The organism is Microbispora sitophila, from assembly GCF_014892245.1.
Lineage (GTDB): Bacteria > Actinomycetota > Actinomycetes > Streptosporangiales > Streptosporangiaceae > Microbispora > Microbispora siamensis.
Genome location: NZ_JADBGC010000002.1, coordinates 439641 through 460526 on the forward strand (window position 1 = coordinate 439641; position 20886 = coordinate 460526).

Genomic DNA, 20886 nt, shown 5'->3' on the forward strand with positions numbered 1-20886 from the left:
GAAGGAGGTGCCGGCCGTGGAGTCGGTGCTGTTGACGCTGGTCGTGGTCCTGGGCTTCGCCCTGATCGTCGCGGTGGCCCGGGGTGTGCGGATCGTCCAGCAGTTCGAGACCGGGATCGTGTTCCGGCTCGGCCGCATCCAGCAGGAGGTGCGGGGCCCCGGTCTGCACCTGATCGTCCCGATCGTCGACCGCATGCAAAAAGTGAACATGCAGATCGTCACGATGGGGGTGCCCGCGCAGGAGGGCATCACCAGGGACAACGTCTCCGTACGCGTCGACGCGGTGGTCTACTTCCGGGTGATCGACCCGATCAAGGCGGTCGTGAACGTCCAGAACTACCTCTTCGCCGTCTCGCAGGTGGCCCAGACGTCGCTGCGGTCGGTGATCGGCCAGTCGGAGCTGGACCAGTTGCTGTCCGACAGGGACGCGCTGAACGCTCAGCTCAAGGCCGTCATCGACGAGCCGACCGAGGGGCCGTGGGGCATCCGGATCGAGCGGGTCGAGATCAAGGACGTGGCGCTGCCCGAGGGCATGAAACGGTCGATGTCCCGGCAGGCGGAGGCCGAGCGGGAGCGGCGCGCCCGGATCATCACGGCCGACGGCGAGTTCCAGGCGTCCAAGCGGCTGGCCGCCGCAGCGCGGCAGATGTCGTCCGACCCGGCGGCCCTGCAACTGCGCATGCTGCAGACCGTGGTGGAGGTCGCGGCCGAGAAGAACAGCACGCTGGTCATGCCGCTGCCGGTCGAGCTGCTGCGTTTCTTCGACAAGATGGCCCCGGCGGCCGCCGCCGAACAGAAGGCCGAGGCGGAGGAGCCCGAACCGGTGGAGGAGGCGCTGGACGAGCTACCCGCCATCGACGCCCCGGCCGACCTGCCGGGAACGGCGTTCGACGTGCCCGCCCACGCCCCGCGGACCGAACCGCGTTCCTGAGCATCCCCGGCGTGCCGTGCCTCGATAGCCTTTGCCCATGACCAAGTGGGAATACGTCACCGTGCCGTTGCTGACGCACGCCACGAAGCAGATTCTGGACAACTGGGGCGAAGACGGGTGGGAGCTCGTCTCGGTCATCCCGGGGCCCAACCCCGAGCAGCTGGTCGCCTACATGAAGCGGGCGAAGTGATGGCCACCCCGGAGGAGCGGCTCGCCGAGCTCGGGCTCGCGCTGCCCGAGGTCGTGCCCCCGCTGGCCGCGTACGTGCCCGCCGTACGGACGGGCGACCACGTCTACACCTCCGGCCAGCTTCCGCTCGTGAAGGGCGAGCTGGGCGTCACCGGCAAGGTCGGCGCGGAGGTGTCGGCCGAGGAGGCCAAGGAACAGGCGCGCATCTGCGCGGTCAACGCTTTGGCGGCCATCAAGGCGCTGGTGGGCGACCTTTCGCAGGTCGTAAGGATCGTGAAGGTGGTCGGGTTCGTCGCGAGCGCCCCCGGCTTCACCGGGCAGCCGCAGGTCGTCAACGGCGCCAGCGAACTGCTCGGCGAGGTGTTCGGCGAGGCGGGCAAGCACGCGAGGAGCGCGGTCGGCGTGGCGGTCCTCCCGCTCGACGCCCCGGTCGAGGTGGAGGTCATCGCGGAGGTGCGCTGACCGTCCGGCTGACCGGAACCGGGGTTTGCGGTTCCGTGAACGTGTGGGGGAGCATGGGGGCCGGTTGACCCGATAGTTGTTCTGGAGGGCCTCATGGGGTTTCCGCTGCCCGGCGAGGTCGGCGAGCGGGCGCGGGAGATCCTCGCCGGCCGCCTGGCTCCCGTCCCCGCCAGGGACGCGGCAACGGTGGTGCTGCTGCGTGACGACCCCCTGGAGGTGTACCTCCTCAGGCGCAAGGCCACGATGGCCTTCGCCGCCGGCGCCTACGTGTTCCCCGGCGGATCGGTCGACCCGCGGGACGCCGACCACACCATGGCCTGGGCGGGCCCGTCGCCCGCCGAGTGGGGCGAGGTCTTCCGGGCCGACGAGAGCACGGCCCGGGGCCTCGTCTGCGCCGCCGTACGGGAGACGTTCGAGGAGTCGGGCGTGCTCCTGGCCGGGCCCGGCCAGGACACGGTGGTGACGGACACGACGGGCCCGGACTGGGAGGCCGACCGCCTCGCGCTGATCGCGCGCACGCTGTCGTTCGCCGAGTTCCTCGACCGGCGCGGTCTCGTGCTCAGGTCCGACCTGCTCAAGGCGTGGGCGCACTGGATCACGCCGGTCGTGGAGCCCCGGCGCTTCGACACCCGCTTCTTCGTGGCGGCCCTGCCCCGGGGGCAGCGTACGCGTGACGTGGGCGGGGAGGCGTCCGGCGTGGCCTGGATGCGGCCGAGGGACGCGCTGGCCGCCGTGAGGGCGGGAACGGCGCACATGCTGCCGCCCACCTTCCGGACGCTGGCCGAGATGGCGGCGTTCGAGTCGGCCGGCGACGTGCTCGCCTGCCCCCGGTCGATCACGACCGTACTGCCGGAGGCCGCGGAGGTGGACGGGCAGATGGTGCTCATGATTCCCAAGACAGGAAAGGCGGCCGAGTGAGCGGCCTGCGCATCCCGGTGGAGGGACCGGACGGCTCCGGTACGGCGAGCGCGGTGAACGTGCTGGCGCCCAACCCGTCGCCGATGACCCTCGACGGCACCAACACGTGGATCGTCGGCGGGGCGGACGCCGTGCTGGTCGTGGACCCGGGCCCGGACGACAAGGCGCACCTGCGGCGGGTCGCCGAGCGGGTGGACGGCCGCCGGGTGACCGCCGTCCTGCTCACGCACGGCCACCCCGACCACAGCGAGGGCGCGGGGACGCTCGGGCGGATGCTCGGCGCGCCCGTACGGGCGCTCGACCCCCGCCACCGTCTGGGCGAGGAGGGCCTGGCCGACGGCGACGTGGTGACGGCGGGCGACGTGGAGGTGCGGGTCGTCGGCACGCCTGGGCACTCGTTCGACTCGCTGTGCTTCTGGCTGCCCGGCGACCGGGCGATGCTGACCGGTGACACGATCCTCGGCCGGGGGACGACCGTGATCGCCCCAGACGGGGACCTCGGCGACTACCTGCGCAGCCTGGACAGGCTCAGGCAGGGCGCCGAGATGCTGGAGGCCAGGGCGCTGCTGCCCGGTCACGGGCCCGTCCTGCCCGATCCGGCCGGGGTGCTCGACGCGTACATCGCCCACCGGCGCGAGCGGCTGGACCAGATCCGCGAGGCGATCCGCAGGGGCGCCAGGGACGCGCGCGAGATCGTCGAGATGGTCTACGCCGAGGTGGACCGGTCACTGTGGCCGGCCGCCGAGATGTCGGTGGCGGCCCAGCTCAACTACCTCAAGACGCTCTAGCGGCTCAGCGGGAGCGGTTGAAGAGCCGCTCCCTGTCCATGATCACCACGGCCTTGGCCTCGATGCGCAGCCAGCCACGCTGGGCGAAGTCGGCCAGGGCCTTGTTGACCGTCTCCCGCGAGGCGCCCACGAGCTGGGCGAGCTCCTCCTGGGTGAGGTCGTGGTGCACCCGGATGCCGTCGTCGGTCTTCTGCCCGAAGCGGTCGGCCAGGTCCAGGAGTTGCTTGGCGACCCGGCCGGGCACGTCGGTGAAGACGAGGTCCGCGAGCACGTCGTTGGTGCGGCGCAGCCGCTGGGCCAGGGCGCGCAGCAGGTGAAGGGCGACCTCGGGCCGGCCGGTCAGCCACGGCCGCAGGTCGTCGTGGCCCAGGCCCGCCAGGCGCACGTCGGTCAGCGCGATCGCCGAGGCCGTACGCGGACGGGGGTCGAACAGCGACAGCTCGCCGAACATCTCGCCGGGGCCGAGCACGCTCAGCAGGTTCTCCCGGCCGTCGGGGGCCGTACGCGCCAGTTTGATCTTGCCTTCGAGCACCACGTAGAGCCGGTCGCCCGTCTCGTTCTCACTGAAGAGGGTGCGGCCCTTGGGCAGCTCCACCTCGGTGATGCTCGTACGCAGAGCCGCGGCGCTCTCGCGGTCGAGCGCGGAGAACAGCGGCGCCTTGCTCAGTACTTCCTCGGTGCTCACGGTGCCTCCTTGCTGCGGGCGCGCTCGGTCGCCGGCTCCGTGCTAGCCATTGTGACCCACGCCTTCCACGGCGCTTTACGGGGTGTCCCGTTACGTCGCATGGGCGTAGCTCCCGGCTCGCACTCGTGTGCGTCGTGCCTGGCGAAACAACACAATCTTGGCGGAAACCTATCCTTACGCCCATTGCGCGCTCGACCGGCCGGGCAGCCGGTCGTCCCCCTACGGGCACAGTGTATTGCGCGCCATAGGGACAAATTGGCAAATACAGGCTGCATATGTGGCATGTATGGCAAGACATGCTCTGGGCGCGGGCCCGGGACGCGAGGCCCTACGCTTGCGGCATGGCGACGAACACGGCCGCTCCCCGACGGCGTCAGCGCCAGGCCGAGACCCGCCTGGGACTCGTGCGGCGGGCGCGGCGAATCAACCGGATCCTGGCCGAGACCTATCCCGACGCCCATTGCGAGCTCGACTTCGGCAACCCTCTGGAGCTGCTGGTCGCCACGATCCTCTCGGCGCAGTGCACCGACAAGAGGGTCAACATGGTCACTCCGGTGCTCTTCGCGAAGTACCGGACCGCGGCCGACTACGCCGGAGCCGACCGCGCCGAACTCGAAGAGATCATCAAGTCGACCGGGTTCTTCCGGGCGAAGGCCAACAGCATCATCGGGATGGCGCAGGCCCTCTGCGAACGCCACAAGGGGGAGGTTCCGGGCAAGCTGGCCGACCTGGTCAAGCTCCCCGGCGTGGGCCGCAAGACCGCGAACGTCGTGCTCGGCAACGCCTTCGACGTCCCCGGCATCACCGTCGACACGCACTTCCAGCGGCTGACGAGGCGCTTCGGCTGGACGACCGAGACCGATCCCGTGAAGATCGAACACGAGGTCGGCGAGCTGATCCCCAAGTCCGAGTGGACGATGCTGTCGCATCGGCTGATCTGGCACGGCCGGCGCATCTGCCACGCCAGGAAGCCCGCCTGCGGCGTGTGCCCGCTCGCCGCGCTCTGCCCGTCGTACGGCACCGGCCCCACGGACGCGGACGAGGCGCGCAAGCTGGTGCGGCCGGGTCCGTTCTCGTGAGTATGCGGTGATCGGGAAGCTCGTGCGCTCTCGCGTGGTTGTACGGCACGCCTGGGCCCTGGCATGCCCGGTGTGATGATGTGGAGGTGGTCGTGGCTCCCCCTTGGTTGACGGAGCTGGCCGCGAAGGCCGCGCACAGCCCTGTTCCCACCGCGTTGCGGCCGCCCGCGAACGGCGCCGGCCGCTCGGCGGCGGTGCTGTTGCTGTTCGGCGAGGGGCCGGAAGGGCCCGACATTCTTCTCATCCAGCGCAGTTCGAAGGGCCGGGTGCACGCCGGTCAGCCCGCGTTCCCCGGCGGCGGCGTCGATCCCGGCGACGACGGCCCGATCGGCGCGGCCCTGCGCGAGGCTCAGGAGGAGACCGGGCTCGATCCCTCGGGCGTCGAGGTCGTCGGGACCATGCCGGAGCTCTACGTCTGGCGCAGCGACAACCGGGTGACGCCCGTGCTCGCCTGGTGGCACACGCCCTGCGCCGTGCACGCCGCGTCTCCCGACGAGGTCGAGACCGTCGAGCGGGTGCCGGTAGCGGAGCTGGTGGACCCGGCCAACCGGCTGCGGCTGCGTCACCCGCGCGGCATCGTCCCCTCCGTGGCGTTCCGCGTACGCGGCCTGCTCGTGTGGGGGTTCACCGCCGGCGTGCTGGACGGCGTGCTGACCGCGGCCGGCTTCGAGCGTCCCTGGGACCGGTCACGGGTCGAGGATCTTCCCCCCGAGGTCGTCGACCTGGCCGCGCGGGGCTGAGCCGGCGGGGTGCGCGTACGCCGCGGATGGCGACGAGACCCGGCAGACGCCCGCACACGACGAGTGGCGTGGCTATACCGTGGAAACTGTGCGCGGCGATCTTCTGGATCTCATCCTGATCGGCCTGGTGGTGGCCTTCGCGGTATCCGGTTACCGGCAGGGCTTCATCATCGGGGCCTTCAGCTTCGTCGGATTCGTCGGGGGCGCCTTCCTGGGGCTGTTCATCGCGCCGCCCCTGGCCGGAGCGATCGTCAGCGGCGACATCGAGAGGGCCCTGTTAGCCATCGTCATCGTCTTCCTGGCGGCGACGATCGGGCAGTTCGCGTTCTCGACGATCGGCGCGGTGGCCCGCAGCCACGTCACCTGGGAACCGGCCAAGGCGGTCGACGCCTTCGGCGGCTCGGTCGCCAGCGGTCTGTCGGTTCTGGCCATCGCCTGGCTGATCGGCTCCCTGATGGTGTCGATGAGCATCGGCCAGCCGCTGATCAAGGACCAGATCAACGGATCCGTCGTGTGGCAGACGGTCGACGACGCCATCCCGGACGGCGTAGGGGCGCTGCAGAAGCAGTTCAGGGACCTCGTCAACACCTCGGAGTGGCCACAGGTCATCAGCTCCATCGGCGGTCAGAACGTGCCCCCGCCGGACCAGAGCCTGATCAACAGCAGCCCCGCCCTCGTCCGGGCCCGCAGGGCGATCGTCAAGGTGCAGGGCACGGCCCCGAGCTGCCGCAAGCGCATCGAGGGCACCGGGTTCGTCTACGCGCGCCAGCGGATCATGACCAACGCCCACGTCGTCGCCGGCGTCACCGATGGACTGCGGGTGACCGACTACGAGGGCAACCAGTACGACGCCCGGGTCGTCCTGTACAACCCCGAGCGCGACATCGCGATCCTGTTCGTCCCCGGCCTCCCGATCAACGCGCTGCGCTTCGACATGGACGCCGACAAGGGCGACAGCGCGATCATCGCCGGTTACCCGAAGGGACACCCCTTCACGCCGCTCGCCGCGCGCATCAGGATCAAACAGCGCGCCGAGTCGTACGACATCTACAACCAGCGCAGGGTGGAGCGCGAGGTCTACGCCATCCGGGGCAAGGTCCAGCCGGGCAACTCGGGCGGGCCGCTGCTGAGCCCGGACGGCCGGGTGTTCGGAGTGATCTTCGCCGCCGCGACGGACCAGCCGGAGACGGGCTACGCCCTCACGGCGGAGGAGGTCATGCCCGACGCCAAAGACGGCAGCGCCGCCGTCGTCCGCGTGGGCACCCAGGACTGCGACTAGGGAGTGCCCGCTTCCTGACGTTCCACCCCGGTCTCCATCTTTCGGAGGTGCCGCTCCACCCCACCCCGTCCCTACCGTCCCAGGCATGGACAAACGCACTGGAGGGTCGGGCCGCATCTGGCTCGACCTGCTGCACCGGCTCCTGGACGCCAACGGGGGGAAGATGAACGGCAAGGTCCTGCTCGCGATCGTGATCGTGGCCCTGCTGGTGATCGCCGGCTTCGTGGCCTTCCGGCTTATCGTGGTGAACATGGTCCTGACCTTGACGGACTCGCGCTAGGCGATGCGGGAGGTGTGGGGGCGGGTCGTACGGCTGCTGGCGGCCGACGACCCCGAGACCGGCCACGTGGTCAGGCTGCTGATGAGCCTGGTCCTCGCCTGGTCGCTCGCGACCGCGTCGCCCGATCGCGCCCCCGCGCTGATGTGGTCGGCGCTCTGCGCGTCGATGGCGTGCTGGCTGGCCTTCGTCCTGCTCGACCGCCGCTTCCCGCGAGCCGCGACGGCCCTGCTCGCGGCCGGTTCGGCGATCGCCGCGTCGGTGTCGGGATCGGCCGAGGCGGCGCCCACGGTGTTCGTGTTCGCGATGCTGCTGCTGTTCGCGGCGCACGTGACGCCGAGCATGGGCGCGATCGCCGTGGTCACCGCGACCGACCTGGCGCTCATGGCCGGCAGCATGCTGTGGTGGGAGCAGCCGCGATCGGCGATCGTGGTCCGCGCCGCGGTGGTGATGTGCACCGTGCTCTTCGCGTTGCACCGGCGCCAGTATCGCCGGGCCCAGCAGGACCGGGCCAGGGCGATGGCGCTCGACGAGCGGGCCCGCATCGCCAGGGAGCTCCACGACGTGCTCGCGCACTCCCTCGGCGCCCTGAGCGTGCAGCTGGAGGTCGCCGAGGCATTGCTCACCGAGCGAGGCGACGTGGAGGGAGCGGTGGCGCGCATCCGCAGGTCGCGGGCCCTGGCCAGGGAGGGGCTGGCCGAGGCGCGCTCGGCGGTGGCGGCCCTGCGCGAGGACGTGCCGCCGCTGCCCGACGCGCTGAGCCTGCTGGTCGCCGAGCACCGCAGGGACCACGACGTGCCCGCCGAACTGTGTACGGCGGGCACACGGCGGCCGATCACCCCGGCGGCGGAGGTCTGCCTGCTGCGTACGGCGCGCGAGGCGCTGACCAACGCCGCCAGGCATGCCCCGGGCGAGCCGGTCACGGTCGAGCTCGGCTACGGTGAGGGCGCCGTCCGGCTGGTGGTACGCAACCCGTGCGAGGCCGGACGCGCGGTGTCATCCGGGCACGGCCTGCAGGGCATGCGTGAGCGGCTGGCGCTCGCGGGCGGGACGTTGAGCGCCGGACCGGCGGGCGGCCTGTGGGAGGTGCGGGCGGAGGTGCCGGAATGAGGGTCCTGGTCGTGGACGACCAGCAGCTCATGCGTGAGGGCCTGGTGGCGCTGCTGGACCTGGTCGACCACGTGGAGGTGGTGGGCGACGCCGGGAACGGGGAAGAGGCCCTGAGCCTGGTGGCCGAGCTGCGTCCCGACGTCGTGCTCATGGACCTGCGCATGCCCGTGATGGACGGCGTCGAGGCCACGCGGCGGATCAGCCGTGAGTACCCGGAGGTGGCCGTCGTGGTGCTGACGACCTACGACGACGACCGGTCCGTGGACTCCGCCCTGCTGGCCGGGGCCCGCGGCTACCTCACCAAGGACGCCGGGCGTGCCGAGATCGCCGCCGCCCTCCGCTCCGCCGCCGCCGGGCAGTCGACGTTCTCGGCCGCGGTGTCCCGGCGGCTGGTCGACGCGCTGTCCCGCGCCGCGCCGCCGCCGGTCACGGCCTGTCCCGACGGGCTGACCATGCGGGAGGCCGAGGTGCTGCGGCTCGTCGCCGGGGGCCTGAGCAACGCGGAGATCGGCTCGGCCCTCTTCATCGCGGAGACGACCGTCAAGACGCACATCAACAACGCCTTCGCCAAGATCGGCGTCCGCAACCGTACGGAGGCCGCCGCCTACGCGCGCGACAAGCTGCTCTAGATGTACTCCCCAGGGAGGTTGGTGACGCGGCTGACGGGTGGCTGGCCTACCCGCGGCAGCACCCTCAGGGATACGGGCCGCCGTTTCCGCCGCAACCCTACAAGAGCGTGCACAAAGAGCGCGGGCTGAGCGCCAAGAGCCACATGTTCCACCCGCTGATGACGATCTTCACGTGTGGGTTGTGGGGGATTTTCGTGTGGCTCCCTCTGTGGATCTACCGGCTCTTCGTGCGGCGGAAGATCACAACGCGTCACCACTACCGCGTGATGGGGCGGTCTCGCCAAGCGTCAGGGGTCAGGCGGGCCAGGATGGCGGCGACGGCGGAGCCGGCGTCGGTGTTCCCCTCGTCGATGGCGGTCGTGACCGCGTCGGCCTCAACGGCCAGGGCCCGCAGGTCCAGTCCGTAGGGCCGGGTGGAGCCGTACGCGCCGAGCCGGGCGGATCCGCGGGTCAGCAGGGCGGCGGCGCCGGAGAGGTTGCCGCGCTGGATGTGCGTCAGACCGACGCATATCTGCGCGAGCCCCTGCCACAACTCGCGTTCCTCGGCCGGGCCGGTCTTCCAGCGGGCCTCCAGCACCTCGTGGGCATGGAACGGCCGACCTGCCGCGAGCAGTTTCCTGGCCTCCTCCAGCGCCTCTTCGGCGGTGGGGGCGTAGTCGTCCGGCACCCGGGGCACTCCCTCTGTGCCTCTGGGGAGCGGCCTGCCGTACTCGTCGCGAGGGCGTGCATTGCGGGGGCGACCCGCTTCGTCACGGTCACGCATGGTCTCTCCGCAGGGCGCGTGGGCGGTTCAGAGCGGCCGAAGCGGCGGCGATCTCCCGGATCACCCGGAGATCAACCAGGAAGTTGGGCCACTTCAGGGCACATTTCTACTATCTTCTGCAAGATCACGGGTACCGATCCGGCAGCCGGGGCGGCCGCGCGGGGGCGGTCACGGTGTGCGAGACCGGCGACGGCGGGACCATGCCCGGCACAGGACACCAGGTCACCGGCGGGTTCGGCGATCGGGTTCAGCGGTCCGGTTCGGGGTCGGAGAGCCACGAGATGAGCTCGGCGTTGAACTGCTCGGGGCGCTCCTCGTGCGGGAAATGCCCGGCGCCCTCGATCAGCCGCCAGCGGTACGGCGCGGCCACGAATCTGCTGGAGCCCTGCGCGGTCCGCGGCAGGATGCACGGGTCGAGCGCGCCGTGCAGTTGCAGCGTCGGCGCCTCGATCTCCGCGCGCATCTGACGGGCGTAGCGGAAGCCGTCAGGGCGGAGCTGGGACCGGGCGAACCAGCGGTAGTACTCCAGCGCGCAGTGCGCCACCGTCGGGAGCCGCATCGCCTCCCGGTACACCCGCGTCACGCCGTCGCCCGGCCACTGCGGCCCGGCCCACCTCTCGACGAGCCTGCCCACCGCGGCGGCACCCCTGCGGGTCAGCTTCCGCTCCGGCAGGAAGGGGAGCTGGAACCCCAGGGCGTAGCGGCTGGCTCTTAGCTGCCCGAGCGGGTCGGTGAACAGCGCGGAGCGCATGCGCAGCGGGTGCGCCGCCGACACCGGCACCAGCCGCCGCACCACCTTCGGGTCGAGGACGCCCATCGTCCAGCCCAGCAGGCCGCCCCAGTCGTGGCCCACCACGATCGCGCTCGTCTCGCCGAGCGCCCGCACCAGGCCCGCCGCGTCCACGGCCAGCGTGGGCAGGTCGTAGCCGCGCGGCGGCTTGTCGCTGGTGCCGTAGCCGCGCAGGTCGACGGCGACGGCCCGGTAGCCCGCCTCCGCCAGCGCCGGAAGCTGATGCCGCCAGGTCCACCAGAACTGGGGGAACCCGTGCAGCAGCAGGACCAGCGGCCCGTCTCCGGCCTCGGCCACGTGGAACCGCACACCGCCCGCGTGCACCACCCGGTGTGTCCAGGGGCCGTCGACCTCGATCAGCGTCTCGTCAACCGGCATCGCTCACGGACTCCCGGTGGGCGCCGACCTGCCCGGCGGTCGGGCCCGTGTACGGCGGCGGCGCCGGTGCCGCGGGCCGCGGCGCGGGGGCCGGGACCCTCTCCGGCAGCTCCTCCTCCGCCTCCTCCGGCCCCGCCAGGCCGCGCAGGCTCCGCCTGGTGCGCTTCATGCCGGTCAGTCCCTTGAGCCGGCGGTAGCCGACGAGGACCAGCAACCCGGCCATCAGGAGGTAGAACGCCGTGACGATCGTGAACGCGAGCCATGTGGCCAGCCCCGCGGCCACGAGGGCGTACGCGATCGCGAACGAGGCCAGGATCAGGCACAGATGCCCGATGAAGGCCGCGGCTCCGAACAGCCCGGCGGCCATGCCGACCCGCTTCGCGTCGAATTTGAGCTCGGCCTTCGCCAGCTCGATCTCCGACCGTACGAGGGTCGAGATGTGATGGCTCGCCTGGGCGACCAGCGCACCGAGCGATTCGTCCTCGGGCATGAGCGATCTCCTATCTGCGACTATCAAACATCATCTCGTGCCCGTCCGCGCACGTGCACGTGAAGCCCCTCGCCTGTGGATGACCGTAGTCCGAAGGCCGCACACGCGGAGACCTGCCCGCAGACGGCCGGAATATGACGGCTCGGGCGACCTGTACGCTCCGCGTCGCGCCGAACCCGCGGCCGGTCGCAGACGAGGAGACCGGCGCGGAGACGAGGAAAGGCGTGGACGCCGTTCGTCCACGCCTTCCTCACGAGATGGGGCGGCTCCCGATCAGTCGTCGCTCTTGGCGCTGGGCAGCTTCTCCGCGATCAGGTTCATGACCGAGCTGTCGGTCAGCGTGGTGACGTCGCCGAGCGAGCGGTTCTCCGCCACGTCGCGCAGCAGCCGTCGCATGATCTTGCCGGAGCGGGTCTTCGGAAGCTCGGGCACGACCAGGATCTGCCGCGGCTTGGCGATCGGGCCGAGCGTCTTGGCCACGTGGGCGCGCAGTTCGGCGGCGATGTCGTCGCTCTCCTCCGCGCTGCCGCGCAGGATCACGAAGGCCACGATGGCCTGGCCGGTCAACGGGTCGGTGGCGCCCACGACGGCCGCCTCGGCCACCTTCGGGTGGCTGACCAGCGCGCTCTCGACCTCGGTCGTGGAGATATTGTGCCCGGACACCAGCATGACGTCGTCGACCCGGCCGAGCAGCCACAGGTCGCCGTCCTCGTCGCGCTTGGCGCCGTCGCCCGGGAAGTACATCCCCTCGAACCGCGACCAGTAGGTGTCGACGTAGCGCTTGTCGTCGCCCCAGATGGTCCGGAGCATGGACGGCCAGGGCTCGCGGACCACGAGGAAGCCGCCGCCGCCGTTCGGCACCGAGTTGCCCTGGTCGTCGACCACGTCGGCCGCGATGCCGGGCAGCGGCTGCATGGCGGCGCCGGGCTTGGCGGCCGTGACGCCGGGGAGCGGGCTGATCATGATGCCGCCGGTCTCCGTCTGCCACCACGTGTCCACCACCGGGCAGCGGTTGGCACCGATGTGCTCGCGGTACCAGACGTACGCCTCGGGGTTGATCGGCTCGCCGACCGACCCGAGCACCCGCAGGGACGACATGTCGTACTTCGCGGGGATGTCGTCGCCCCACTTCATGAACGTACGGATCGCGGTGGGGGCGGTGTAGAGGATCGTGACCTTGTACTTCTGCACGATCTCCCAGAAACGGCCGCGGTGCGGGGTGTCCGGGGTGCCCTCGTAGATCACGCTGGTCGCACCGTTGGCGAGCGGGCCGTACACGATGTAGGAGTGCCCGGTCACCCAGCCGATGTCGGCCGTGCACCAGTAGATGTCGCTGTCGGGCTTGAGGTCGAAGACCGCGTGGTGGGTCCAGGCGACCTGGGTGAGGTAACCGCCGGTGGTGTGCAGGATGCCCTTCGGCTTCCCGGTCGTGCCGCTGGTGTAGAGGATGTACAGCGGGTCCTCGGCGTCGTGCGGCACCGGCTCGTGCTCGGCGGGCTGGCGGTCCACGAGGTCGTGCCACCAGACGTCCCGCTCGGTGACCGCGACGTCCTGGCCGGTCCTGCGCACCACGACGACGTGCTCGACGCCGGGGCACTCGGCGACGGCCTCGTCGACCGTCGGCTTGAGCGCGCTGGGGGCGCCGCGGCGGAAGCCGCCGTCGGCGGTGACGACGACCTTGGCGTCCGCGTCATGGATACGGCTCTTCAGGGCGGAGGCGGAGAAGCCGCCGAAGACCACCGAGTGGATCGCCCCGATCCTGGCGCAGGCCAGCAGGGTGATCGGCAGCTCGGGGATCATCGGCATGTAGACCGCGACCCGGTCGCCCTTGCGCACCCCCAGCTCCTGCAGCGCGTTGGCCGCCTTCGCGACCTCCTTCTGCAGGTCGGCGTAGGTGATCGTACGGCTGTCGCCCTCGGGCTCGCCCTCCCAGTAGTAGGCGACCTTGTCGCCCCGGCCGGCCTCCACGTGGCGGTCGACGCAGTTGTAGGCGACGTTCAGCTTGCCGCCGATGAACCACTTGGCGAAGGGCGGCTCCCACTCCAGCGTGGTGTCCCAGCGCTCCGCCCACGTCAGCCGCTCCGCGGCGCGCTCCCAGAAGGCGAGCCGGTCCTGTGCGGCCTCCTCGTAGGCGTCCGCCGTGACGTTCGCGGCCGACGCCAGGTCCGCCGGAGGCTCGAACCGGCGCGTCTCGCTCAGCAGGTTCGACAGCGTCTCCTGGGTTTCCTGACCGGGGGTCTCGGTGGCCACTCCGTACTCCTTCACAGCGTCTAAAAGGTTGTCTCTCGTTCGGCCGCCTCGGCCAAGCTGGGGTATGTCGTGTCCCACTTCACCAGGCGAGCGGTGTCAAGTACAAGTAATCGGGGTGGGGGCGTTTTGTCTGGTTACCGCCTATAACCTGCCAACTTAGCGATAGGTGAGGAACTGGCCGAGACCGGCGTCGCCTTTGTGCGCTGAACGGCCGCACCTCCTCGGCGAACGACCTTCTACCGGCGGGTATGGTCGGGGGCTGTGAGCGATCCCCTGGCCGTGATCGCCGGGCTGCCCGGCGTGCCCGAGGCCGTACAGGAGGCCCGAGAGGCCGTCGACCGGCTCTACCGGCACCGGGTGCTGCGCCGGCGCAGTCCCGAGGTGTCGGCCGAGTCGGCCCTGCGCGGCGCGCGCGCCTCCGCCGCGATCGAGGGCGTGGACGTGCCGCTCGAGCCGCTGCGCATGGGCGAGGTGACCGATCCCGTCGTGCAGGGCGCGCTGCGTGCCTCGGCCGAACTCGGCCGGCTGGCCCCGACGTGGCGGTCGGCGCCGCGGCAGGTCCTCGCCCGGCTGCACGCGCTGGCGGCGGCCGGGCTGACCGCCGACCCCGGCAGGCCCAGGACCGCGCCCACGACCGCCGACCCGCTCGGGCTCGGCCCGGCGCCCGGGCCGGAGGAGACCGCGGCCCGCATGTCGGCCCTCGCCGGGCTGGTCACGGATTCCACCACGGCGCCCGCCCTCGTGCTCGCCGCGATCGTGCACGCGGAGCTGGCGGTGCTGCGTCCCTTCGGCGTGGCCGACGGCCTGGTCGCCCGCGCCGCCGAGCGGCTCACGCTGGTCGACCTCGGCCTCGACCCGAAGTCGCTCGCCGTCGTGGAGGTGGGCCACGCCAGTCTCGGCGACGCGTACGCCGAGGGCCTCAGGGCGTATCTCAAGGGCACGAGTGAGGGCGTCGGCACCTGGGTGAGGCACTGCGCCTCGGCGGTCGTCCTCGGCGTTCGCGAGACGACGGCGATCTGCGAGGCCATGTCCCGCTGATCCGCCCTCCACGGGCCGCCGTGCGCGGCGATGGTGTGAGCAGGTGCGGTCGGCCGTGCCGGGCCGCCCTGGGTCGCGGTGATGGGGGCGCGGTCGGTGGGCCGTGTCGGGCCGACGTGTGCGGCGGTGATGTGGGGGCGGTCGCCGGCCGTGTCCCGGCCGCCGTGCGCTGGTGTGGACAAAGCGGACGGCGTCCCTGGTGTGGAACGCCGTCGCCGGTACGTGTCACCGGGTTACCAAGCGTGCACCTCAATCTGTCGGAGCGGGTCAAGCCCGTCTCGACACGCCTCCCGCGGCTGGTCGCGCGTGGGTACCCGATGCCGTACGCGGACCCGCAGGTCCGTAATCCCTTTTTACGTCGGTTCCCCCGGGATGAAAACCCCTACGTCCAAGAGCTTTACCGAGTCACTTGGGTCATTCCTGTACTTCTGTTCCCATTGATGCCGTATGTCGGTATTCAAGACGCGATCGGTGACTCCTCGTGGCCGTTGTCCGTACCCGTTGCGACCGCATCTGTCGACATGCCACACTGACTTTGGGAAAAAATTTTACTCAGATTGGAGAGGGTCCTCGACGTACCTCTCGTGATCAGGCAGCATACGGTGTGTCTCTCCATACGGAACGGTGTGCGTCGTCTAGAGGCGTTGGAACTCTTGCCATGCCCTGGTCCCTTGTTTAAAGCTTTCTTCTAATACGGGACCGGCTCTACCCCCCCAGAGCCGGACCACTAGGCGACCCCCGCTCTCCCCCCCGGCGGGGGTCGCCCTTTTTGATCAACTTGCCCTGCGGCCATCAGCGGACGACCCGAACTGCCCGGGTCTTGTCCACAGGCCGGGCTTCGTCCACAGAACGCGGTTCGCTCTCCCGGGCCGGTCGCGACCTCTCGCATTGTGGTCCTCCCAAACGCCGAGTCGTCCCGGACGACAGGGAGACACCGATGCCACGCCCACTGGCCATAACCGACGATCAGGAACTCCTCGACGATCTGCTCCGCATCGCCGCCGCCGCGGGCGTCGAACTCGACGTGGCCCACGCGGCCGCCCACGCCCGGCCGTACTGGATCCGGGCTCCGCTGGTCGTGGTCGGCAGCGACCTGGCCGACGATCTGGCCGCCACGGGTCCGCCGCCCCGGCAGAACGTGGTCGTCGTGACGCGGACGGCCGACGACCCCGACATGTGGCGCAGGTGCGTCGCCGTGGGCGCGCACACCGTGCTGGAGTTGCCCGAGGCCGAGCGGCTCCTCGTGGAGGAGTTCGGCGACGCCGCCGAGCCCGTGACCAGGGCCGGCACGATCCTGTGCATCGCGGGAGGGAAGGGCGGGGCCGGTGCCACCGTCCTCGCGGCGTCCCTGGCGCTGACGGCGTCCCGCGGCGGGCTGCGCACGCTCCTCGTCGACGCCGACCCGCTCGGCGGTGGCATCGACGTACTGCTCGGCCAGGAGGAGGCCCTGGGCGCCCGCTGGCCCGACGTCGTCGGGAGGGAGGGCAGGGTGAGCTTCGCCGCCCTTCAGGAGGCGCTGCCCACCTTCGGGGAGCTCACCGTGTTGTCGGCACATCGCGGCGATCCGGTGCGCATACCCCGGGAGGCGATGCGCGTCGTGCTCGACGCCGCTCAACGCGGCTGCGACCTGGTCGTGGTCGACCTGCCCCGGCACGTCGGCGAAGGCGAGGCGGAGGCGCTCGCAAGGGCCGCCGCGACGATCGTCGTCGTTCCCGCGGACCTGCGAGGGGCGCTCGCGGCGGCCCAGACGGTGACGCTGCTCCGGCCGGGAACCGGCGACCTGCGCCTGGTGATGCGCGTCGGAACGCTCGATCCGGAGGTCGTCGCGGCCTCTCTGTCGGTCCCGTGCGCGGGTGTGCTCCCGGAGGTGCGCGGACTCGTGGAGACGCTGGATCGGGGAGACCCGCCGCCGCTGCGCCGCTCTCCACTGGGCCGTTTCTGCGGAGAGTTGCTCGAGTCCCTCCTGGGCGGGCTCTCCCAGACCGGCAGGACCCGGCCGTCCGCCGGGGCGAGTGGACCATGACCCGCCAAGGACCGGTGACCGTTCCCGGGGTCGGCGCGGATCTGGTCGAGGCGGTCCGCGTACGGCTGTCGCAGACCGGGGCCGCTCCCAGCGAGGCCCAGGTGGCGGCGGCCCTGCGCGCGGAGCGGGCCGTGCTCGGCGACGCCGAGATCCTCGCCGTCGCTCGAACGCTGCGCGCCCATCTCATCGGCGCGGGCCCGCTCGAAGCCCTGCTGGCCGAGCCGGGCGTCACGGACGTCCTGGTCAACGGGCCGCGTGAGGTGTGGGTGGACGACGGGGACGGCCTGCGCAGGACAAGCGTGACGTTTCCGGGAGACGATGAGGTCCGCAGGCTCGCCCAGCGTCTGGCCGCGGCAGCGGGGCGTCGTCTCGACGACGCCTGCCCTTACGTGGACGCCCGGCTCGCCGGCGGCGTGCGCCTGCACGCGGTCCTCCCGCCGATCGCGGCGGAGGGGACCTGCCTGTCCCTGCGGCTGCCGTCACGGCGGGCGTTCACGGTGGAGGAACTCGCCGCGGAGGGCGGAGCCGCCGTGCTCCGTGCGATCATGGCGGCCCGGCTGGCGTTCCTGGTCACCGGAGGCACCGGCACCGGCAAGACGACCATGTTGAGCGCCATGCTCTCCCTCGCGGGTCCGGCGGAGCGCCTGCTGCTGGTCGAGGACTCCGCCGAGTTGCAGCCCCTGCACCCTCACGTCGTACGGCTGGAGGCCCGGCCGCCGAACCTGGAAGGCGCGGGCGGCGTCGGGCTGCGCGATCTCGTACGGCAGGCCCTCCGGATGCGGCCCGACCGCCTGGTGGTGGGCGAGGTGCGCGGAGCGGAGGTCGTCGACCTCCTGGCGGCGCTCAACACGGGCCACGAAGGGGGCTGCGGCACGCTGCACGCCAACAACGCCGCCGACGTGCCCGCGCGGCTGGAGGCTCTGGCCTGTGCGGCGGGGCTGTCGCGGGAGGCGGTGCACAGCCAGATCGCCGCCGCGCTCGATCTCGTCATCCACCTCGTGCGCGAGGCGGGCGGCGGCCGTCGCCGGGTGTCGGAGATCTGCGTGCTCGAACGCGGCGCGTCCGGCCTGGTGACGGCGGTTCCGGCCCTGACCTTCGGCCCGGAAGGACGGGCCCGCCTCGGCCCGGCCTTCGACGCGCTACGAGCACGCTGCCCGGCCTCGTGGCCGTCATGACGCCGCCGGGCGCGCTGGTCACGGGGCTGGTCGCGATGCTCGCCGCCGCCTTCGCCGCCTGGGTGTGGGCCGGGCCGGATTCCGGGACGACACGGCTGGCGTCGCTCACCCGGACGCGACGGCCAAGGGACATGCGCAGGTTCTGGGTGGCACTCACCCGCCGTCCACGGCCAGGGGCGACGGCGGCGGCCTGGCGTGCGGCGTCCATCGAGCTGTGCCAGAGCCTGGCGGCCGAGCTGTCGGCGGGAAGGACCCCCGGCGATGCCCTCGCGCGGGCGGTCTCCTCGGTCAGCCCTCCCGATCCGGCCGCGCTCGCCCCGGTGGTCGCCGCCGCCCGGGATGGCGGCGACGTCGCCGCGGCCCTGTTGAACGCCGCCCCCGTCCGCGGCGGCGAGGGCCTGGTCCGGCTGGCCGCGTGCTGGCGGGTGAGCGTGGCCGTGGGCGGCGGCCTGACCGCACTCGTGGAACGGGTGTGCGCGTCTCTGCGAGAGGCGCAGGCCCATCGAGAGGAGGTGGCCGCCCAGCTCTCCGGACCTCGGGCGACCGCCCGGATGCTGGCGGGTCTGCCCGTGCTCGGCCTGCTGATGGCCGCCGGACTCGGCATGAATCCACTGGCGTTCCTGTTCGGCGGCCCGGCCGGGTTCGCCTGTCTGGTCGTCGGGCTCGCCCTCGACGCCGTCGGCGTCTGGTGGACCCACCGGCTCGTCACGCGGGCGGAGGAACTGACGGCACCGTGATCGGACGACGCTGTGATCGACGGCGCGGGAACTGTGCGGTGGTCGAACGAGGCCGAGACCGGACGGTCCTGCTCGGGTACGCCTCGGGGACGGCGCACCGAAGACGCGAGCGGTGTGGGCGGCGGCTGTAGCGAGTGGCGAAGAGGACGACCGTCGTCGTGGAAGGCGAGCCGTTGTCCTGCTGGAAGACGGTTCTCCCGCTGGAGACGGATGTCCTGCTGGAAAGGGGGCGAGACGTGATCGCCGTACTGGCCGGCCTCCTGACCACGCTGGCGATGCTGGCATGGCCGGTTGCTCGTTCGCCGGCCGTGCGGCTGAACGCCATCGCGTCGTCGGCGTCATCGGAGGCGCAGACCCGGGGATCACCGGGCGCCGCGCCGATGGGCGCGAGCGCGTCACGTCGGGGGGTGGCGGTCGCGGCACCCGTGGGATTCGCGCTGTTCCTGCTTCTCGGTGGCCCGGCGGGGGCGCTCGCGGGGACGGCGACGGCCATCGGTCTGTTCGTCGCCGTTCGCAGGCGGGAACCGGCCGAGGTCAGGCGCCGCCGGGAGCGTATGGGAGCCGACCTTCCTTTCGCCGTCGATCTGATCGTCGCCTGTCTCCGAGCCGGGCAACCGATGAGCGGGGCCGTCGAGACGACCGCCGTCGCGATCGCGGGCCCGGTGGGGGAGCGCCTCTCATGGGCCGGCGCTCAGATGCGCTTGGGCGCTCCCCCTGAGGAGGCATGGGCCGCTCTGTCCGATGAGCCGGCGCTCGCCGCCCTGGCCAGGACGATGATCCGGGCTGCCCAGAGCGGTGCGCCGGTCGCCGACGTCCTCACCCGGCTCGCCGACGACGCCCGGCGTACGGCTCAGGCGACGGCCTCGGCCGCGGCGCGAAGGGTGGGCGTCCACGCCGTCGCACCGCTCGGGCTCTGCTTCCTGCCGGCCTTCGTCTTCCTGGGGATCATTCCCATGGTCGCGGGTCTGGCGGGCCAGATACTCCTGCCATGAACAACCTGTGGACAGTCTCATCCACACCTGTGGATAGCAGTCGGGGTAAATGGCTTAGAAGCTCCCCAATCGCTGGCTTCGATCCACAGAGAGGGTGCTGTTGTTGTGGACAACTGTGGTGGCGGGGCTCTTGTCCACAGAACCGCGCTCGGCCCGAATCCCTCCGCCCGTGATCCCGCAGTCTGGCCCCAGCACGGGCGGAGGGGCCGCCCCGAGCGGGTCAGGAGGACCGATGAGCAAGCACGCCGCGACCGGCCGGAGGAACCAGACGGGCACGATTCTCCGGCGGCGAGACGGTGACTCGGTGGGCCGTCACAGGGCTCGGCGGGCTCGATGGGCGGCGCTGGTGCGCTCCGCACGAAGGGCGCTGCTGAGCCGCTCGCGGAACGCCGCCCGGGCGACGTGCGACGCCCTCCGGCTGTCGTCCGCCGTGCTGCGGCGTTCCGCCGCTCGGGCCTCGTGCCGCGCTCGGGAGCTGAGCATCCAGTGGGCGGTGCAGGCCAGGACGAGGGCCGACGCGGGCATGTCGACCGCGGAGTACGCCGTCGGCACGATAGCCGCCTGCGGGTTCGCCGCACTGCTCTGGAAGGTGGTCACGAGCGCCGAAGTGAGGTCGATGCTCGCCGCGCTCATCCAAAAAGCGCTAAAGCTGGCCGCCTGAGGCTCCCGATGGTGGGCCGCTGTGCCTGGGTGCCGCGATGTCCTGTGGTGGACGGGCGGCCCCGGCGGGAGCGAGGCTCGGTGACCGCGGAGACCGCTGTCGCCCTTCCGGCCCTCGTGCTGGTGCTGACCGCCTCACTGTGGGCGGTGACGATCGCGGGCGCGCAACTGCGATGCGTCGACGCCGCCCGGGCCGGCGCACGCGCCGCCGCGCGGGGCGAGGCGGCCGAGGAGGTGAGCAGGGCAGTCCTGCGACTGGCTCCCGAGGGTGCCTCGGTGTCCATTCGCACGGGAGCGGACACCACCCGGGTCGAGGTCATCGCGACGGTCCGGCCGCCGTTCAGGTCGCCGCTCCCGCCGGTTCGCCTCCGGGCCGCCGCCGTCTCCGCCACCGAACCCGGCGTTCTCGCGCCATCGACGGCGGACACGGGGGAGACCCGGCCTCCGGGCCGCGGGGAAGACCTCGCCCCTCCGCGACCGGGCGCACGGGAATGACGAGCGGC

Annotated in this window: 23 protein-coding genes; 18 read left to right on the forward strand and 5 right to left on the reverse strand. The window is 71.8% G+C overall.

The window, feature by feature from the left end:
* Nucleotides 1–16: 16 nt before the first annotated feature.
* The 5 genes from IL992_RS05270 to IL992_RS05290 all read left to right on the forward strand — a co-directional run bounded on the left by IL992_RS05270 (nucleotide 17) and on the right by IL992_RS05290 (nucleotide 3288).
* Entirely contained in the window at nucleotides 17–931 is a 915-nt protein-coding gene (locus IL992_RS05270) for a slipin family protein (RefSeq protein ID WP_319018356.1), read from the forward strand.
* Between the two features lie 37 nt (nucleotides 932–968).
* Complete coding sequence (locus IL992_RS05275) at nucleotides 969–1121, forward strand: DUF4177 domain-containing protein (protein ID WP_143737071.1); 153 nt, start codon at nucleotides 969–971, stop codon at nucleotides 1119–1121.
* On the forward strand, nucleotides 1121–1582 hold the full coding sequence (locus IL992_RS05280; protein ID WP_079313707.1) for a RidA family protein: 462 nt from the start codon (nucleotides 1121–1123) through the stop codon (nucleotides 1580–1582). Before IL992_RS05275 ends, IL992_RS05280 begins: the two co-directional genes overlap by 1 nt.
* Nucleotides 1583–1675: 93 nt before the next feature.
* Complete coding sequence (locus IL992_RS05285) at nucleotides 1676–2500, forward strand: NUDIX hydrolase (RefSeq protein ID WP_193202145.1); 825 nt, start codon at nucleotides 1676–1678, stop codon at nucleotides 2498–2500.
* Nucleotides 2497–3288: an MBL fold metallo-hydrolase gene (locus tag IL992_RS05290; RefSeq protein WP_319018357.1), complete on the forward strand. Its 792-nt coding sequence runs from the start codon at nucleotides 2497–2499 to the stop codon at nucleotides 3286–3288. Before IL992_RS05285 ends, IL992_RS05290 begins: the two co-directional genes overlap by 4 nt.
* A gap of 4 nt (nucleotides 3289–3292) precedes the next feature.
* On the opposite strand, the gene IL992_RS05295 is transcribed toward IL992_RS05290, so the two are convergent.
* Nucleotides 3293–3973, reverse strand: coding sequence for a Crp/Fnr family transcriptional regulator (locus IL992_RS05295; RefSeq protein WP_030506761.1), 681 nt, complete (start codon nucleotides 3971–3973; stop codon nucleotides 3293–3295).
* Nucleotides 3974–4314: 341 nt separating this feature from the next.
* On the opposite strand from IL992_RS05295, the gene nth reads away from it, so the two are divergent.
* The 6 genes from nth to IL992_RS05325 all read left to right on the forward strand — a co-directional run bounded on the left by nth (nucleotide 4315) and on the right by IL992_RS05325 (nucleotide 9087).
* Complete coding sequence (gene nth / locus IL992_RS05300) at nucleotides 4315–5052, forward strand: endonuclease III (protein ID WP_079313705.1); 738 nt, start codon at nucleotides 4315–4317, stop codon at nucleotides 5050–5052.
* 92 nt (nucleotides 5053–5144) lie between these two features.
* Nucleotides 5145–5792, forward strand: coding sequence for an NUDIX hydrolase (locus tag IL992_RS05305; protein ID WP_193202146.1), 648 nt, complete (start codon nucleotides 5145–5147; stop codon nucleotides 5790–5792).
* A gap of 88 nt (nucleotides 5793–5880) precedes the next feature.
* Nucleotides 5881–7071 (forward strand): MarP family serine protease, encoded by a 1191-nt coding sequence (locus IL992_RS05310; RefSeq protein WP_193202147.1) that lies wholly within the window; start codon nucleotides 5881–5883, stop codon nucleotides 7069–7071.
* Nucleotides 7072–7156: 85 nt separating this feature from the next.
* A complete protein-coding gene (locus IL992_RS05315) occupies nucleotides 7157–7351 on the forward strand; it encodes a hypothetical protein (RefSeq protein WP_193202148.1) in 195 nt (64 codons plus the stop codon).
* 3 nt (nucleotides 7352–7354) lie between these two features.
* Nucleotides 7355–8458: a sensor histidine kinase gene (locus IL992_RS05320; protein ID WP_226872321.1), complete on the forward strand. Its 1104-nt coding sequence runs from the start codon at nucleotides 7355–7357 to the stop codon at nucleotides 8456–8458.
* Nucleotides 8455–9087, forward strand: coding sequence for a response regulator (locus IL992_RS05325; RefSeq protein WP_193202149.1), 633 nt, complete (start codon nucleotides 8455–8457; stop codon nucleotides 9085–9087). The genes IL992_RS05320 and IL992_RS05325 overlap by 4 nt, the downstream gene beginning before the upstream one ends.
* Before the next feature lie 256 nt (nucleotides 9088–9343).
* On the opposite strand, the gene IL992_RS05330 is transcribed toward IL992_RS05325, so the two are convergent.
* The 4 genes from IL992_RS05330 to acs all read right to left on the reverse strand — a co-directional run bounded on the left by IL992_RS05330 (nucleotide 9344) and on the right by acs (nucleotide 13758).
* Entirely contained in the window at nucleotides 9344–9754 is a 411-nt protein-coding gene (locus tag IL992_RS05330; RefSeq protein WP_319018359.1) for a DUF309 domain-containing protein, read from the reverse strand.
* Nucleotides 9755–10097: 343 nt separating this feature from the next.
* A complete protein-coding gene (locus IL992_RS05335) occupies nucleotides 10098–11018 on the reverse strand; it encodes an alpha/beta fold hydrolase (RefSeq protein WP_193202151.1) in 921 nt (306 codons plus the stop codon).
* Entirely contained in the window at nucleotides 11008–11508 is a 501-nt protein-coding gene (locus IL992_RS05340) for a phage holin family protein (protein WP_193202152.1), read from the reverse strand. Before IL992_RS05340 ends, IL992_RS05335 begins: the two co-directional genes overlap by 11 nt.
* Nucleotides 11509–11781: 273 nt before the next feature.
* Nucleotides 11782–13758 (reverse strand): acetate--CoA ligase, encoded by a 1977-nt coding sequence (gene acs, locus IL992_RS05345; protein WP_193202153.1) that lies wholly within the window; start codon nucleotides 13756–13758, stop codon nucleotides 11782–11784.
* Nucleotides 13759–14019: 261 nt separating this feature from the next.
* Here acs and IL992_RS05350 point away from each other — a divergent pair, with 261 nt between their 5' ends.
* The 7 genes from IL992_RS05350 to IL992_RS05380 all read left to right on the forward strand — a co-directional run bounded on the left by IL992_RS05350 (nucleotide 14020) and on the right by IL992_RS05380 (nucleotide 20878).
* Entirely contained in the window at nucleotides 14020–14796 is a 777-nt protein-coding gene (locus tag IL992_RS05350) for a Fic family protein (RefSeq protein ID WP_193202154.1), read from the forward strand.
* Between the two features lie 937 nt (nucleotides 14797–15733).
* Nucleotides 15734–16819, forward strand: coding sequence for a septum site-determining protein Ssd (gene ssd, locus IL992_RS05355; RefSeq protein WP_193202155.1), 1086 nt, complete (start codon nucleotides 15734–15736; stop codon nucleotides 16817–16819).
* Nucleotides 16816–17994, forward strand: a complete 1179-nt coding sequence (locus IL992_RS05360; RefSeq protein ID WP_193202156.1) for a TadA family conjugal transfer-associated ATPase — start codon at nucleotides 16816–16818, stop codon at nucleotides 17992–17994. The genes ssd and IL992_RS05360 overlap by 4 nt, the downstream gene beginning before the upstream one ends.
* A complete protein-coding gene (locus IL992_RS05365; protein ID WP_193202302.1) occupies nucleotides 17991–18731 on the forward strand; it encodes a type II secretion system F family protein in 741 nt (246 codons plus the stop codon). The genes IL992_RS05360 and IL992_RS05365 overlap by 4 nt, the downstream gene beginning before the upstream one ends.
* Nucleotides 18732–18865: 134 nt before the next feature.
* Nucleotides 18866–19723: a type II secretion system F family protein gene (locus IL992_RS05370; RefSeq protein ID WP_319018360.1), complete on the forward strand. Its 858-nt coding sequence runs from the start codon at nucleotides 18866–18868 to the stop codon at nucleotides 19721–19723.
* A gap of 523 nt (nucleotides 19724–20246) precedes the next feature.
* A complete protein-coding gene (locus IL992_RS47525; protein WP_239104879.1) occupies nucleotides 20247–20384 on the forward strand; it encodes a DUF4244 domain-containing protein in 138 nt (45 codons plus the stop codon).
* Nucleotides 20385–20464: 80 nt separating this feature from the next.
* Entirely contained in the window at nucleotides 20465–20878 is a 414-nt protein-coding gene (locus IL992_RS05380) for a TadE family type IV pilus minor pilin (protein ID WP_319018361.1), read from the forward strand.
* Nucleotides 20879–20886 lie beyond the last annotated feature (8 nt).